Raw genomic sequence first — 17,966 nt, forward strand, 5'->3', positions numbered from 1 at the left:
ATGGCTGACAGCTTAGACACTGGCACCCCTGCCCTGACAACGCTGCAAAGCCTGATCTGGCCCGAACAAGGGGTTTGCACGGAGCGCGACCTGTATGTGCGCCTGCATGGCGCAGCCGGGCTCTCGGAAAAGAAGGGGTTTGTGCATTTCACCCTCAATAGCCATGCCGAGTTCAACACCTGGTTCAACCTGTTCAACATCGGCAAGTGGAACCGGGACTGCGCGCTGTCTGATCTGCGTCTAACACTGGAGGGTACGGGCAAGTTCGAAGTTTCGGCTTTTTTAGCCATTCCCGATCGCTCATGGGAGAGGTTGGCCAACGAGGTGGTGAGCCTTGGTGAAGACAAACCGGCGACCCTGAATCTCAGCCATGTGTTCGACCTGCCTTTGGATGAGGGCGTGATCTATTTTGAGATGAAAGCGATGGGGCATGGCAAGCTAACCGGTGCGCATTGGCAGACGGCCGATGCGCCGCGACGTATCCCGGAACTGATGCTGTCGATCACCACTTTCCGGCGTGAAGCCGCAGTACAGCGCACAGCGCGACGTTTTGAAAAATGGATAGGCACCTGCAGCGCGCAGGACCATATCCGCATGACTGTGGTGGATAACGGGCAAAGCGTACAGATTCCCGACAGCGACAACATCGTAGTTGTGCCCAATGAGAACCTCGGCGGGGCTGGTGGATTTGCCCGAGGCCTACTGGCAGCACGCGATACCGGGGCGAGTCACTGCCTGTTCATGGATGACGATGCATCTGTCCACATGGAGAGCATCGAGCGCTCTTATTGGTTCCTGGCCTATGCGAGCGATCCCAAGACGGCCGTGGCGGGTGCCATGATCAACGCCTCTCACCGTTGGGCTATCTGGGAAAACGGCGCGATCTTCAACACGCGTTGTGTGCCGCTTCATATGGGGGTGGATCTGCGCGATTCCAGCCAGAGTTTTGGAATGGAATACGCCACAACCGGCCCGGCCCCTGACAATTTCTATGGGGGATGGTGGTATTTCGCGTTCCCGGTGAACGCCGTTGAGCACATGCCATTTCCCTTCTTTGTGCGTGGAGATGATGTCAGCTTCTCGCTGGCGCATGATTTCAACATCGTGACCCTCAACGGAGTGGTTTCGTTTCAGGACAGTTTCACAGACAAGGAATCGCCGCTGACCTGGTATCTCGACCTGCGCAGCCACCTGGCTCATCACCTGAGCCTGGACACGTTGCAGGTCGGCGCTGCCAAGACCCTCAAGATCGCGGCATGGTTCTTCCTGCGCAACCTGCCCCGCATGCATTATGAGACAATCTCTGCCATCAACCTTGCGCTTGAAGACGTGATGAAAGGGCCGGCCTTTTTTGACGAAAACGCCGACATGGCCACGCGCCGGGGGGATATCAAGGCTTTGACACAAAGCGAAGTCTGGCAACCGGCACCGCCTGCCATACCGCCCAACAAGTGGCGTCTCAATCCGCAGAACCGCTGGATGCGGCTGCTCATGAAAATCACGCTCAATGGGCATCTGCTGCCCTTCTTCCGTCTCTTTGGCAACAAGGTGGTGATTGAAGCCCAGGACCGGGGCCACTTGCGCTGGGTCTGGGGCTCATGCGAGCTGACATATCTCAGCGCCAACAAGCGCCAATGCTACACGGTGCGCCATTCCAAAACCCGCATGATCAAGGAAACCATCCGTTTCTGTGCGCTGTCTTTCCGATTCTTGACGCGGTATTCCCAAATTCAGGCCGAATGGACCGAAGGTTATGAAAACCTTACCTCGGATGGCTATTGGCGTAAGAAATTGCATGCGCCAGCCAAATGAATGATCACTTTTTTCGAAAAGTATTGCTTGGTGAATTTCTTCGTCGTTAGGTTGTGCATAACCTCGAACCTTGTGCAACCTGTCAAACGGTGGCCTGACGACCCCAAAATCCTATTCTGGAGACCATCCAAATGACGATACATACCCTGACTGGTTTTGCCTTTATTCGCGACCTCTCGACAAACGATGAGCCCGTCACGGATGTACGGACGTCCATCGAAATGCGGATTGCGGTTCCCGACAATGTGTCGGGTTTCTCATATTCCTATCTGCCCAATCAGCCCAGCGATGACGATTTTCTGGTCGACATCTCGGTCAACGATATCTTTGTCGCGTTCAATGACACCACACTGGAAGACATCGATCTTTATCCCGAAGAAAGAATAGAAGTCAGCGTGATCCAGCTCAGCTGGGGTGCGGGCAAAGTAACCCAGCTCTTGGTGGTCGATATCATCGACGAAGAGGCCGGAGAAGAAGAAGAGGCCACGCTGGCTTTCCGTATCGGCGGAGATGCCCTGCCCACGTTCAATTCGGTGGCGGATTTCACTGCGTTTGAGAACTCAATCACCAGCGATGCGTTTGTGCCCGGTTCCAGCGCGGTTGGGCCCAACAAATCCATCCTCTATGCCAACCTGCCCGGAGTGGTCAGCCAGAGCGACACTATCATCAGTGGCACCGACAATGATGACGAGCTGGATGGCACCAATGGCAATGATGCCTTCGTGATCGGCGAAACCCGTGGCGAAGATCAGGTCAACGCCTCGGGGGGGGATGACTATATTGTTTTCACCAGCAGCCAGAGGCCCGATTTTTATTCGATTGACTATCGCGGGATCAGCGGCCCCATCACCATCGATCTGGATGCGGATTGGGCCATCGGCACCGTGACCAAGGCGGGGCTTGGCATCGACCATCTGATCGATGTGCATCAGGCGGCCAATTACGAGGTCGACAGTCTGGGCGGTGAAGGTGTGTTCTTTTATGGCACCTCCGGCAATGACACGTTCAACATCAACATGGACGAAAATACTTGGATCGGCGTCCGTGGCAGCGGCGGCAATGACACGTTCAATATCGGCAATGGTGCGAACCTGCGCATCGACTATCGCGAGGCGGCCAGTGGCATTAACGCCAACCTCAATACCGGTCTCAATACCGGTGAGGTGCGGGACGGGGATGGCGGCACCGACCAGATCATCATCGGTGCCAACAGCGATGTGCGTATCGAAATTCATGGCAGCGACAATACCGACACGATCGTGGGCAGTGGCCGCGATGAACGTTTCATCCTGCGCGAGGGCAATGACACGCTGGATGCGGGTGGCGGATGGGATGTTTTGCGCTATGATCGCTCAGGCGTCGGCCCTGTAACGGTCAACCTGGCCACAGAGACGGCGACAGGTACATGGAATGGCAACGCCTTCACCCATTCGATTGCCGGGATCGAAGAGGTCCGCGGCTCGCGCTCTGACAGCGACAGCATCACCGGGGATGGCAACGACAACTCGTTCCGTGGTCGCGGGGGTGACGACACGCTGAATGGCGGCGGCGGCAACGACACGCTGGTGGGCGAAGAAGGCGATGATGTCATTGACGGCGGCGCCGGACGGGATGAGGCGCAATTCTGGATCAACCGGTCCGAGGCGACGATTACCCAGTCGGGCAACAATGCCACGGTTGTGTCGTCACTGGGCACGGATATTTTGACCAATGTAGAAGTACTGGCCTTCAATGATCAGGCAGTCGAAATCGGAACCGCCACTGCCACCCCGGGTGATGACGTTCTGGCCCTGACCAATGGGGATGACACAATCAACGGCTTGGCCGGAAATGACGTGATCGAAGGCCGGGATGGCAATGACAGCATCATCGGCGGACAGGGCGATGACTCGCTGCGGGGCGAAAACGGCAACGACACGCTGTTTGGCGGCGAAGGCCGCGACAATCTCTATGGCCAGAACGGCAATGACCGTCTGGATGCCTCGGGCGGCAGCGCCGCGAGCCAGGGATGGGGCGATTATATCCGCCCCGGCCTGGGCAATGACACTATCATTGGCCATGCTGGTCACTGGGCCACCGATGAGGGCGCCGATCTCAGCTATGGCGAATTGAACGGTGTTGGCGGGATCACCATCAATGTTGGTGCCGACGGCACCGGCACCGCCAACAGCGGCAATGGTCAGTCCAACGACAACTTTACCTACATTCACTACTTCGAAGGCTCACAGGACGCCGACAACATCACCGGCAGCAATGAAGATCGTTGGGAAGGCTTCTCCGGTCTTGGTGGCAATGACACGATCAATGGTCGTGGCGGTGACAACCGGGCCGATTATTCCAACGACGAAGACTGGGGCGGCGCTGCCGTCGGGATCTCGGGCACATTCAGCTCGACCGGCAATACGATAAATGGCCAGGTACAGGATGCTTTTGGCGACACGGATACGCTGATCAATGTCAACCAGATCAGGGGCACGGATTATGGCGACACGCTGAATGCCTCAAACAGTGACATTGGCATTCGCTTCGAAGGTGAAGATGGCAATGACGATCTGATTGGCAGTCGCGGCGATGACCGTCTGGAAGGCGACGCAGGTAATGATACGCTGATCGGCGGCGACGGGCGTGACCGGATGTATGGTGGTGATGGCAACGATCTGATTGATGCTTCGGGTGGTGCAGCCAACACGCAGGGGGACTGGGGAGATTTCATCCGGGCGGGTCTTGGACAGGACACCATTCTGGGCCACCAGGGCCTGTACAATACCGGCAACGGTGTCGACATCTCTTACAGCGATGTCTCCGGCGTCGGTGGTCTGACCGTCACCCGGGGCGCAAATGGCAGCGGCAGTGTGGTCAGCGGCGATGGCCGGGTGAACGACAGCTTCACCTTTATTCACGCCATCACCGGATCGCAGGACAACGACGTGTTCAATGGGTCGAACGTGGCAGGCACCCACTTTGCCGTCTGGGGCGGTCTTGGTGGCAATGACACCATCAATGGCGGATCGGGTGATGTCGACATCATCTACTTTGGTGATGACCAATGGAGCGGCGGTATCGATGCGGTGAGTGTGAACTTCACCAGCGCGGGCGGTGGCACGGCGATTGACGGCTTTGGCGGCCACGATACGTTCACCGGAATTGAAGGCGCGTTTGGCACCGATTTCGACGACACGCTGGATGGCAATGCCGGGGCCCAGGGGCTGTATGGCTCTGACGGCGATGACATTATCTTTGGCCGGGCTGGCAACGACGAGCTGGACGGCGGCGACGGCAATGACGAGCTGCGTGGCGGCGAAGGCAATGACGAGATCATTGACGGCGATGGCAATGATGCGGTGTTTGGCGGCAATGGCGCGGACAACCTGATTTGGGGCCGGGGCGAAGATACCTTTGATGGCGGCAATGGCAACGATACGCTGAGAGCTGATCTGGGCGTCTACGCAGCTGATGAATTCGACGTCGAGGTTAATCTCCAGAGCGGAGAAGCCGGGGCCATTGGCAGTACGTTCAATCGCGATCAGGTAATCAGCATCGAGAATGTCATCTTCGAAAATGCCCTGATCGATGCGGCACTGACTGGCAATGACGCAGCCAATATCCTGACATCTAATCAGGGCACCGATACGCTTTTGGGTGGGAATGGCGCGGATACGCTGAATGCGGGCGCAGGTAATGACATCGTTGCGGGCGGCAATGGTCGCGATCTGGCCAATCTGGGTAATGGCGCGGATGTGTTCAATGACAATGCACAAGGCACCGATGCAGGCCGGGATACGGTGTTTGGCGGTAACGGCAATGACACGATCAATGGCGGTGGCGGCTTTGACGAATTCCGGGGCGACGCCGGCAATGACTCGATTCTGGGCGGTGGCGGCTTTGACCAGCTCTTTGGCGGCGCCGGATCCGATACGCTTCTTGGCGGTTTGGGCAATGACACGGTCGGCGGCGGCGACGGACGCGACGAGGCGCGCCTGGGCAACGGCTTTGACGTCTTCAACGATAACGGCCAGGGCGATGACGCCGGGCGTGACACGGTGTTTGGTGGCAATGGCAATGACACGGTCAACGGTGGTGGTGGGTTCGATGAATTCTACGGCGAGGCCGGGAATGACGTACTCTTTGGCGGCAACGGGTTTGACCGGCTATTTGGCGGTGCAAATGCGGACCAACTGTTTGGCGGCGCGGGCAATGACACGTTGAACGGTGGTGTCGGTCAGGACCAGATGACAGGTGGCGCTGGGTTGGACCGGTTCGTCTTTGCGAGCGGGTTTGGCACTGACACGATCTTTGGCTTTGATGCCGCGGATGGAGAGAAGATCAACCTCGCTGGCGTGGGCGCAATCACGGATTTCGCAGATCTGGTGATGAACCATCTTGAAGACGCAAGCGGTACGGCGCGGATTGTGGCAGGGACGAATTCGATCCTGCTTGATGGGGTGAATTTTGCCGATGTGGGTATCGGACTGGCCTATTCAGGAGATGATTTCATCTTCTGAAGTTGACCCTTACTTCAAGCAACACGTAATTGAGCCCCAGAATGCAAATTCTGGGGCTTTTTCGTCATTTGGTTCTGCAATAGTGATGCGGATTTGCAAAAAATAAAGAATTTTGCAAATTAAAGGAGTGAAGGGAAAAGCAGACGCATTCGTTTACTAGTATGATGCTACAAACTTGCCTGTATGGTCTGATTTGCATCGTTACCATACGAGAGTGGTCGGCAGGACATTTGAATTAGGGAGCTCGCGAAGCGCATGATTACCATTACAGAAGACGACAATGTCTGGATCGGAGACGCGTGGTATGCCCATAACAACGCTTGGAACCGGGGCGACCTGATCAACGGAACGGATTACACACAATCGATCACCCTGACCGAGAGTACCTTTCCCCAAGGTGTCACGATGGCCTGGGACTGGCCCAACACCAACGAAGACTATGTCTATGCTTATCCGGAACTGACCATCGGTCAGAAGCCATGGATCGACCTGCCCACCACGTATGACCATTTCCCGATCAAGGTCGACGACATCGTCAATCTCGATCTGAACTTCGACATGGATTGGACACAGGACGCCGATAGTGACTTTTTCATCGCGGTCTCGCTCTGGCTGTCCAACGACCCGGACGGCGATATCTTTTCCACCGAAAACGAGATCATGGTCTGGTTGAAACCCAAGGATTCCGATCCTGCGGGCGTAAACACCGCCGTGACCGGCACTGACGGCTTGGGCACCTACCAGATCTGGATGAAAGAGGACCAAACCGACACGTCGGGTCAACAGACCCATGTCTGGGACTTCCTGTCGCCCACCTATAACGCCAACCTCAAAAACGGCACGCTCGACATCGATGCGATGCTGAACAACATGGTCAACAGCGGCCTCGTCAGCTCAGGCCTTTGGTTAACCAGCGTCGAGATCGGCGCCGAGGTTGTTTATGGCAGCGGCAGCCTGACCATCAATGATCTCAGCCTGGATCTGCAGGAAGTCGGCGGGCTGGGTAGTGAGCACACCGGCGATGGAAACGCCAACACGCTCAATGGACGTCATGGCGATGACACGATCCGTGGCCTTGGCGGTGACGACACGCTCTTGGGGATGAGCGGCAATGACACTATTCATGGCGGTGGAGGCGCTGATTCGCTGGATGGTGGCAGCGGCAATGACACGCTCAATGCCGGCAACGACAGCGCGAGCGACACAATCAACCCTGGTAAAGGCAATGATCTGATTCAGATGAGCGGCACTAGCGGCGTCTGGGATCTGTTGTTCGTCTCCGAAAGCGGCACCAAGACGGTGACCGGCACCGGCCCGGGTACGGACAGCGAAGGCATTCTGATCGGTCACCAGATGGCCTTTACCGGTCAGCGCAGCGGCATGACCGTCGATTTTGCCGCAGGCACGGCGACCAATTCCGATGTTACGGTCGATTTCTCGGGTGCGCTTGTGTTCAACCTTGCGGGTGGATCAGGCCATGATGACACCTTTATGGGCGGCAACACGACCTTTGATCACTGGGAACAATTTATCGGATTTGGCGGCAACGACACGTTCAACGGGGGCGATGGCATCGATGCCGTCAGCTTTGGCGCCGAGATCGAGACCGGTTATTGGGATGCGCCGCGTACGATCCAGTATCTGGGCACACAAGGCGCAGTGGTCGACTTGGGGCTGGGCACTGGCACGGACACCTACGGCGACACCGATACCTATATCGACATCGAAGCCTTGGTCGGCACTGATCTGGATGACAGCTTTACCGGTGGTGCCGAGGACAACTTCTTTGTTGGCAATGATGGCAGTGATACCCTCAATGGTGGCGATGGCGACGACGCCTTCCTAGGCGGTGCCGGCGCAGACCAAATTGACGGGGGGGCCGGCAACGACACGATCAGCTTTGCCCGGGAGATCCTGCAGCTGGGCGGCACCCAGGGTGTGAATGTAAACCTCTCCACCGGTGTCACCACCGATACATTCGGCAATGTTGACAACATCCGCAATGTGGAAGCCATCACCGGCACCGACATGGCCGATTCCTTTATCGGCAGTGCTGCGGGCGAACGTTTTGCCGGTCTCACCGGCAATGATCGCTTTGCCATGGGCAATGGTAACGATGAGGCATTCGGCGACAATGGGTTCGATACGATCGATGGTGGCAAGGGCCGCGACACGCTTGTGGGCGGCAAGGGCAATGACAGTGTTGTAGGCGGCGACGGTAATGATGAGGTCAGCGGCAATAACGGCAATGACCGGCTGTTTGGCGGCATTGGCAATGACAAGATCTTTGGTGGGTTCGGCAATGACTTTGCCATGGGTGGCGGTGGATTTGACTCAATCTATGGCGGGGATGGCAACGACACGCTCGAAGGTTTCAACGGCAACGACTTCTTGCTCGCCGGAGGTGGCAACGATGTTCTGAGCGGTGGCGAAGGCAACGATACGCTGAACGGGGGGAGCGGGCTTGACCAGGTGTTCGGAGGAGGGGGCAATGACACGATCTATGGCGATGTCGGCGCCGACACGCTTGAGGGGCAGGCTGGCAATGACAGCCTGTTGGCCGGGCTTGGCAACGACGTCCTTTGGGGTCATGCCGACGATGACACGCTTGTCGGAGCGGGCGGGGCTGACCGACTGAATGGCGGCGCGGGTGCCGACTCGCTCATGGGAGGGCTGGGTAATGACCTCCTGATTGGCTATGACGGGGCCGATACGTTGATTGGCGATGACGGTACCGACACGCTCAATGGCGGGGCTGATAATGACTTGCTGCTGGACAATGCAGAGGGCGGCCCGGTGGGCAATGACCTCTTCAATGGCGGGGCTGGCAATGACACGATCCGGGCCTCAGGCGGGGCCGACACACTCAATGGCGGGAATCAGAACGATCTGATGTATGGTGGTGACGGCGGTGACAGTATCTATGGCAGCAACGGGGCTGACACGATTTATGGCAATGCCGGGCGGGACCGGATGTTTGGTGGATTCGGCAATGACGTCTTCTATGACAGCATGGTCAACAACCTCGATGGCAATGATACCTTCTTTGGCGGCGGCGGCAATGATACCGTGACCGCAGGCGGAGGGAATGACGTTGTGAACGGCGAGGCCGGCGCCGATGTATTGAATGGCAATGCAGGAAATGACACGCTGCGCGGTGGGGGTGGCAATGACACGATCAACGGAAATGTCGGCAATGACACGGTTTGGGGCGGCGCAGGCCATGACAAGCTCCTTGATGCTGCTGATGCCAGCGGAAACGACTTGTTCTACGGTAACGAGGGCGATGATACGATTGTGGCCAAAGGCGGCAATGACACCATCTGGGGCGGTGCTGGCAATGACGAAATCTCGGGCGGCACCGGCAATGATCTACTCAATGGGGAAGACGGCAACGACACCTTCTATGGCGGAGATGGCAACGACCAGATCATCGGTGGCGGCGCTGGCATCAACGCCTTCTTTGGCGGCAACGGCGATGATACGCTTGTGGCCGGTGCAGGTGGCGACAACCTGAATGGCGGCAATGACAATGACAGCATTGACGGCGGCGCAGGCGATGACACGCTCAACGGCCAGAACGGCAGCGACACGCTGATTGGTGGCGATGGCAATGACCGCTTTTTTGATGTGGACGAAGCTACGGGCAATGACCTGTTCAATGGCGACGCGGGCAATGACACGATTATCGCCAAGGGCGGCAATGACACGATCAATGGCGGCGACGGCAATGACGAGGCGAACGGCGGCGCGGGCAATGATCTGGTGAACGGCGGCCTTGGCAATGACACGCTTTATGGTGGCGCGGGCAATGACAGCATCACGGGCGGTGGCACGGGCACCAACATCTTCTATGGCGGCGACGGTGCGGACACGCTCGAAGCTGGCAGCGGCGGTGACCAGCTCAACGGCGGCAACGGCAATGACAGTATTTCCGGCGGTGATGGCAATGACGAGCTCTCTGGTGGCACGGGCAATGACCTGCTGAACGGCGGCCTTGGCAATGACACCTTCTTTGGCGGCACAGGCAACGATACGATGCGCGGTGAAGGCGGTAGCGACGAACTCAATGGCGGTGGTGGTGCTGATGATCTGCTCGGGGGAGATGTCTCGGATATCCTGAACGGTGGAGACGGCAATGACACGCTGCGCGGGGAAGCAGGCAATGACACCCTCAACGGCAACACCGGTGTTGATCGGATGTTTGGCGGCGACGGCAATGACCTGGTTCTGGATGGTGACACGACAGCCGTGGGCGCGGATCGTGACACGCTTGAAGGCGGCGCGGGAGATGACACAATTGTTGGCCGCGCAGGTGACGACTATGCCGACGGCGGCGACGGCAACGATGAACTGTCCGGCGGCATTGGCGCGGATGAGCTGATCTCGCTCTTGGGCAACAACGCCTTCTTTGGCGGAGGCGGTAATGACACGCTCACCGCAGGTACGGGCAACGACACGCTCAACGGTGGCGACGGCAATGACAGCATGACCGGCGGTGCCGGTGACGACACGCTGTCAGGCAGCAACGGCAATGACACGCTGGATGGCGGCGAAGGGGGTGGCGAACTCTCTGGTGGGACAGGCAATGACCTGATCATCAGCGGCACCGGTACTTCACTTGCCTTAGGCGGCGATGGTGCCGATACAATCACCTCAGCCGGTGGGGCCGACACGCTTAACGGCGGCGAAGGCAATGACAGCATCGTAGCAACCGGCGCCAGCGACCGCAGCATCTACGGGGGTGGCGGCAACGACATCATCGTGGGCGGCGAGGGCAATGACGAGTTCTTTGGCGGCGGGGGTGATGACACCATGACAGGTGGTGCAGGCAACGACACGATGCAGGGTGCGGCGGGCAATGACGTCTTTGTCTTCACCGACAATGCGGTCAACAACGAAGATGACCGCCTGCGCGAGTTCGATGCCAATGGCGACCTGATGGACCTGTCCGGGATCACCAGTGTCACCGGATACCTCCAAGGCTTTACCGTCAGCAGATGGGCTTCGTTCGGTACCGAGGTCGAAATTACCGCCACGGGTGATCTGATCCGGCTCGGAGGTGTCTCGGTCACCGACATCAACCAGGATGACTTTATCTTCTGATCCGGGCAAACGTCCCTTCTGACATGTCAGCATGAAAGCGCCGGGCCCTGATCATTGGGGCCCGGTTTTTCTTTGCACATTCTCTAGGTTGTGACACACTTCTTAGGCATTGATTAAAGAGGTTTTTCCCCTGCCCCTTATCCCCGGAACCACAGCCAGCGAGACCCTGACTGGCACGGCGGGCGATGACACGATCCTTGGTAATGGCGGCGTCGACACAATCCGCGCCGGAGAGGGGGATGATCTGATCGTTCTGGCAGCGGCCAACCATGACATAAGAGGCGGCGCAGGCATTGATACGTTGGAATTCTCAATCCGCTCTGAGCTTGTCACCGTGAATGTTGGAGAGAGTTTGTACATCTCGGGGCGCGGCCTGGCGGATCGGGCGCCATTCTTTGTCGCCACGGGCGGCGGCATTGAGCACGTCATCCTCGCCGCCACAAGCTTTATCGACTTTTCAGTCAGCGGCCCTGCGGAGCATCACCTGACCTTGCGAGGCACCCCGTCAGATCTCTATTTCCGCGGTGCCGAAAGTGACAGCCCCACCGCGAAAGACCGCCTTGTGCTTGACCAGATCTCGCTGGACTCCGGCACCGTCACAGGCATGAGCCGGGCCTATTTCGAGGCCAATTTCACTCCGGCACAGATCGACAGATACCCCGGAAACTCGCAATTACGCTGGTATCTGTCTGACCCGAACAGCGGTTTTGCAATGGACCTGACCGGTCTCGAAGAGATTGCGTTTACCGATGGGGTGTTCGAGGTCAACAGCCTGTTTGGTATCTCCTCCCTGACGCAAGGGGCCGATGATGGGCTTGGCAGTGACCAGGTGGACATGGTCCAGCTTCTGGACGGGGACGATCGCTTTCGCGGGCTTGGGGGCGATGATGTTCTTCTGGGCGGGACCGGAGAAGATACGATTTTTGCAGGGAACGGCGATGATCTTGTCTATGGCGGTCACGATATGGATCTCTTGCAGGCTGGGGCCGGGCGGGATCAGGTTTATGGCAATAGCGGGAATGATGTCCTCATCGGGCTCGACGGCAAGGATCGACTTAACGGGGGCGCGGGCGACGATCTGATCCAAGGCGGGCGCGGGGCTGACACGCTCCTTGGGGGCGCGGGCGATGACACGGTTGCCGGACGGCGGGGCAATGACCAGGCCTCGCTTGGGGACGGGGATGATCTCTTTCTCGATCTGGATCGGGGCGAGACGGCGGGGCGCGACACGGTCTATGGGGGTACCGGGCGGGACACAATCGAAGGCCGCGGCGGAGATGACAAATTCTATGGTGGAGACGGGCACGACCAGATCAAGGGCGGACTGGGCGATGACACGATTTTTGGTGAAATCGGCAATGATATGCTCTGGGGTGGGCTTGGCAATGACAGCCTGTCCGGCGGGTTTGGTGCCGATACGATCTATGCCCGCGAGGGCGATGACACTGTCAAAGGCGGGGACGGGCGCGATCTTGTCTATCTGGGCAGCGGCGATGATGTGTTTGTCTACACACTTCAGGGCGGTGAACAGGGTGCTGATACAGTTCAAGGCGGGGACGGAAATGACACGATCACCGTCTGGGGCGATGATCTGGTACACGGTGGGACAGGTGATGACCTTTTGAGCTCAGATGTACGTAGTAGCCCGCGGCTCTTTGGTGGTGAAGGGAACGATACCCTCTTTGGCGGATTGGACACAAATGAGCTCTTTGGCGGAAACGGAAATGACAGCCTGTCTGGCGGCGGCGGGCGGGACACGCTCTTTGGCGGAATGGGCGACGATACGCTGAACGGCGGCGCGCGCAATGACACGCTGACCGGCGGGGATGGGGCGGATGTCTTTGTCTACGCCGGCCTCAGCAGTTTTCGCTTTAACCAGGACCTGATCACGGATTTCGAAACTGGAGGCGATCAGCTGGACTTCGCAAGATATACGAACGTGACCGGCTACCTGCAGGGGTTTACCATCGCAGCCTGGGGCCCGAATGGCACCCGGATCGACATCACCGGCAACGATGACACCATTTTCCTTGCCGGTGTTGTCCTCGATGATCTCTCTACGGATGGCTTTATTTTCTGACGCCACGCAACACCGACCTTCTCCAAAAATGATCATACCGCGACCCTATGAGGGTCAGCACATACATGGCCGATCTTTAAAGCGCCCCGCCAAAAGTTGTTATTCAGGTTTTGGCGGGGCGCCTTAGGACCTGAAGCCGGGTTCGAACTTTCTTTGAGAGACTCAACTGCAATCTTCCAGTGAGTGAAAGCGCTAAGTCATGAACAATTAATACGTGCTGGAAAGTGGCCGCACAGCCAGTAAAAAAATTTGTAAGCTTATGATTTAAAATCATTTAATTCAAATTTGTCTTAAATCAAAGAACATATTCTGATTTTGATACTTAATGAATCTTACCTGAACCACTCAGGTTCAGTTCAAGGAGGGGATTGTATAATGGCTGTAATCAACGGGACAAACGCACGTGATATTCTGCCGGGAACACGGTTTGACGACATCATTTCAGGGAAAGATAGTGATGACGTTATCCATGGCAATGCTGGATTTGACAGCATCACGGGAGATCTGGGCAACGATATCATACAGGGTGGCGAAAATGCTGATACGATATTGGGCGGTGGAGGCGATGACATCGCCTATGGCGGTTCTGGCGGGGACCTTCTGATCGGGGATAGTGGCGACAGCGGTGGGTCTGCCGATACGACGCTCATCACCACATCAAGCACGGCCGTCATTCCGTCTTCCGGCCAGGATTTTTCAATCAGCTTGACCGCGCCGGATGAACATGTCGGTTCGGCCTACACGATTTCCGGGTTCGTCTCGACAACACCTGTGGTCGGCAATGATGTGAATATAGCACTGGTGGTAGATGTATCAGGATCAACCGGATACGGCTATTCGGGCACTCCGGTCGGTGATTTAAATGGTGACGGCGTGTCCAACACCATTCTAGATGGGGAAATCGCAGGGTCTATTGCCTTGATAGAGTCGGTTATTGCGGCTGGATTCGGTGACGCCACAATCAACCTGATCACATTCGACGGTAGCGTGCAGAAAAACGTGACCATGCGAGCAGACAGAGACTCGAATGGCAATGGTATTCTGGACCTGGAAGAGGAGCTACGCGGGCTAAACGATCTGGGTGGAACAGACTTTGAGCCTCCTTTGCAGCAAGCCATAAACTTCTTCAATGGCCAGCCCGCGGGGGAAAGCAACTATGTATTCTTCCTCTCAGATGGCGTCCCCTTTTCTTCGAGCAATTTTCTGGACGAAGCTGCAACCCTGCGCGATTCAAGCGGCATTAATGCAACGATCCGCACCTTCCCGATTGGCAGTGGCGCCAGCGTCACCACCCTAGATGAAATGGACGATGGCGCGTTAAACGATTCCTCGTCCCGGATCACAGATCCCGGTGCCCTGAGCGCAGCCCTCACCGGAGGAGGAATTTCTCCTGCAGACGTCGTGGAATTACGCGTCTTCGTCAACGGTACGCTGGAGCGGACTATCCCATCTTCAGCCTTGGTCCAAACACCATTCGGATTGAAGTATGAAGTGGACCTAACAGGTCTGAGCACGACAGACCCCGAGACCATAAGAGTGGTTGCCATAGCCAACGATGGTGCTTCGACCAGAGTTCAGACCAGTCAGGTGGTCGAAAACCCCCAGGAAGATGGCAATGATGTCCTGTTCGGCGGAACCGGATCGGACACTCTCGTTGGCGAAGGCGGCGACGATGCCCTGTTCGGCGGTATGGGCAATGACTTGGTCAATGGCGGGGTTGGCGCCGACACGTTGTTTGGCGGCGAAGGCTACGACAGTCTGAACGGCGGAAGGGGGGCCGACAACCTGTACGGTGTGACCGGAAATGATGTTCTGAGCGGTCAGAATGGCAATGACAAGCTGTTCGGGGGCGAAGGTTCTGACACGCTCTATGGCGGAGATGGGAACGACACGGTCCATGGCGGGAACGGTGCAGACAAAGCCCTTCTGGGCAACGGCGCGGACGTGTTCTTTGACAATGATGAGAGCGGAGACGCGGGACGCGACACAGTCTTTGGCGGGAACGGCTATGATACTGTGAATGGCGGCGGCGGCAACGATGTATTCTACGGCGAGGCAGGCAATGATGTGCTCAGGGGTAAGAATGGCAACGATAAATTATTTGGCGGTGCTAATGCGGATCGGCTGTTTGGTAGCGCAGGGAATGACACGCTGAACGGTGGTCTCGGCCAAGACCAGATGACGGGCGGTGATGGACTGGATCGGTTTGTTTTTAACAGCGGCTTTGGCAATGACACGGTGTTTGGGTTCGAGGCGGCGGACGGGGAGAAGATCAACCTGGCCGGGGTGGCGGCGATCACCGGTTTCGCCGACCTGATTGCGAACCATCTCGAAGAAGCAAACGGCACCGCGCGGATCGTCGCCGGGGCAAACTCGATCCTGCTGGATGGGGTGGATGTTGCGGATGTGGGTGTGGGGCTGGCTTATTCCGGGGATGATTTCATCTTCTAAGCCGAAGATCAGGACCCATAGCACTGCATAGTGCCCTCTGACAGGGCGGGCACATCGCGTGCATGTCCACTCTTGAGCATCCCGCAGGCCACATCTGTTCCATCCGGCGGGAAACACTGTACCGCAGTCCCTTGGAGATCGGATCCATGAGACTGGCACATGAGCGACCGGCGTTAGGACCTCGCCTGTGGCAAATTTCCGCTGCATCATGTCGCCAGATGAGCCCAATTTTGCAGAAGTCACATTGTTGGCTTCTTCGATAGCACTGGCACCCGCTATACAACGGCTAGCTATAAATTTCCAAAGGACAGGCCATGCTGACCCAAAGCGAAATCCTTGATGCGATGCAGTTTGACTTATCATTGCTCAACGGCAACAAGCTCAATGGAACTGGAGATCCGGCTTACGTGATCGACTATCAGTTTGCCGATAACGGCCAACCTGCAGACCTGTGGCAAACCTATAGCGGTTGGACCGCGATGAGTGGCCCAGAAAAAGCCGCCGTGCGTCGTGCCATGGATCATATCGAGACTTTTCTCAACGTCTCGTTTGTCGAAGTGCCTGCTTCAAACGACCCCACAATGAATATCGGCAAGGTGTTGATCCCGGGATCCACCGCCGGATATGGCGGATACAACTATTCGGCCTTCTCGGGGGGTGTGCTGTCGGATTATGATAACTTCGCCGTCTTTGATAACGGCATAAACTTGGCCGATGACAGCGCCCATAACCTGATACTGCACGAGATTGGCCACGCGCTGGCCTTGAAACATCCGTTTGGCACCCCTGCCCTGCCAAATACGCTTGAGAACAACAAGTACACTGTGATGTCTTACACATCGAACCCTGAAAACGGTCAGGATTCCGATGCGATGATGCTTTATGACATTCTCGCGCTGCAGGACTGGTGGGGTGCTACGACCGACTACAACACAGGGGGTACGCTCTATACGGGGCCGCGTACCAACACAATCGATCCTCTCTGGGACACCGGCGGCAATGACACAATTGATGCCTCGGGACAGTCGGGTGCCGCGCGTCTGGATCTGCGCGAGGGGTATTTTTCGCGGTTTGGATCTTATGACGATGTGGTGATCCCCTATGACGTCACAATCGAAAACGCCATCGGTGGGATGGGCGGCGATACGATCAATGGCAATAGTGCCGCGAACACGCTCATCGGGCGTCAGGGCAACGACACACTCACCGCATTTGAGGGGGCAGATTCGCTTTTGGGGGGTAATGGCAACGACCTTTTGGGCGGTGGGTTCGGTTATGACACGCTGAGAGGGGGCAATGGGGATGATACCGTGAATGGCGGCGTAGGCTTTGACCTGATGCACGGGGACGCGGGTAATGACTCGCTGGATGGCGGCGATGGCGCGGATCGGATCTTTGGCGGGGCCAATGCCGATACAATCAGGGGCGGCAAGGGTAACGACACGGTTACAGGTGGCAATGGCCGCGACGAAGCGCGGCTTGGCAACGGGTTTGACGTATTCACCGATAATGCACAGGGCGGCGATGCGGGGCGCGATACGGTGTTTGGCGGCAACGGCAATGACACGATCAACGGCGGCGCCGGCGCGGATGTGTTTTATGGCGAGGCCGGCAATGACGTACTCTTTGGAAGCAACGGATTTGACCGATTACTTGGCGGAACCAACGCGGACCGGCTTTATGGCGGCAATGGCAATGACACGCTAACCGGAGGACTTGGCCAAGACCAGATGACCGGTGGCACGGGACTGGATCATTTTGTGTTCGCCAGTGGATTTGGCTACGACACGATCTTTGGGTTCGAGGCTGCGGATGGTGAAAATATCAACCTAGCAGGCGTCGCGGCTATTACGGATTTCACTGATCTGATCATGCACCATCTGGAGAACGCGGACGGCACAGCACGCATCGTGGCGGGGGCCAATTCTATACTGCTCGATGGTGTGGATTTTGCCGATGTCGGCGTCGGGCTGGACTATTCGGGACATGATTTCATCTTCTGACATTCCTGTGTG

6 protein-coding genes are annotated in these 17,966 nt (G+C 57.2%); all 6 read left to right on the forward strand.

From position 1 onward, the window contains the following. The 6 genes from ABJI08_RS00260 to ABJI08_RS00285 all read left to right on the forward strand — a co-directional run bounded on the left by ABJI08_RS00260 (position 1) and on the right by ABJI08_RS00285 (position 17,954). Positions 1–1,812 (forward strand): hypothetical protein, encoded by a 1,812-nt coding sequence (locus tag ABJI08_RS00260; protein ID WP_348399814.1) that lies wholly within the window; start codon positions 1–3, stop codon positions 1,810–1,812. Between the two features lie 131 nt (positions 1,813–1,943). Continuing rightward, positions 1,944–6,314, forward strand: coding sequence for a calcium-binding protein (locus ABJI08_RS00265; RefSeq protein ID WP_348399815.1), 4,371 nt, complete (start codon positions 1,944–1,946; stop codon positions 6,312–6,314). Between the two features lie 255 nt (positions 6,315–6,569). Continuing rightward, complete coding sequence (locus ABJI08_RS00270) at positions 6,570–11,420, forward strand: hypothetical protein (RefSeq protein ID WP_348399816.1); 4,851 nt, start codon at positions 6,570–6,572, stop codon at positions 11,418–11,420. Positions 11,421–11,529: 109 nt separating this feature from the next. Next, positions 11,530–13,500: a calcium-binding protein gene (locus tag ABJI08_RS00275; protein ID WP_348399817.1), complete on the forward strand. Its 1,971-nt coding sequence runs from the start codon at positions 11,530–11,532 to the stop codon at positions 13,498–13,500. Between the two features lie 375 nt (positions 13,501–13,875). Continuing rightward, on the forward strand, positions 13,876–15,951 hold the full coding sequence (locus ABJI08_RS00280; RefSeq protein ID WP_348399818.1) for a VWA domain-containing protein: 2,076 nt from the start codon (positions 13,876–13,878) through the stop codon (positions 15,949–15,951). Positions 15,952–16,265: 314 nt separating this feature from the next. After that, positions 16,266–17,954, forward strand: coding sequence for a M10 family metallopeptidase C-terminal domain-containing protein (locus ABJI08_RS00285; RefSeq protein WP_348399819.1), 1,689 nt, complete (start codon positions 16,266–16,268; stop codon positions 17,952–17,954). Positions 17,955–17,966 lie beyond the last annotated feature (12 nt).

The organism is Shimia sp. (genome assembly GCF_039969785.1).
Classification (GTDB): Bacteria; Pseudomonadota; Alphaproteobacteria; order Rhodobacterales; family Rhodobacteraceae; genus Shimia.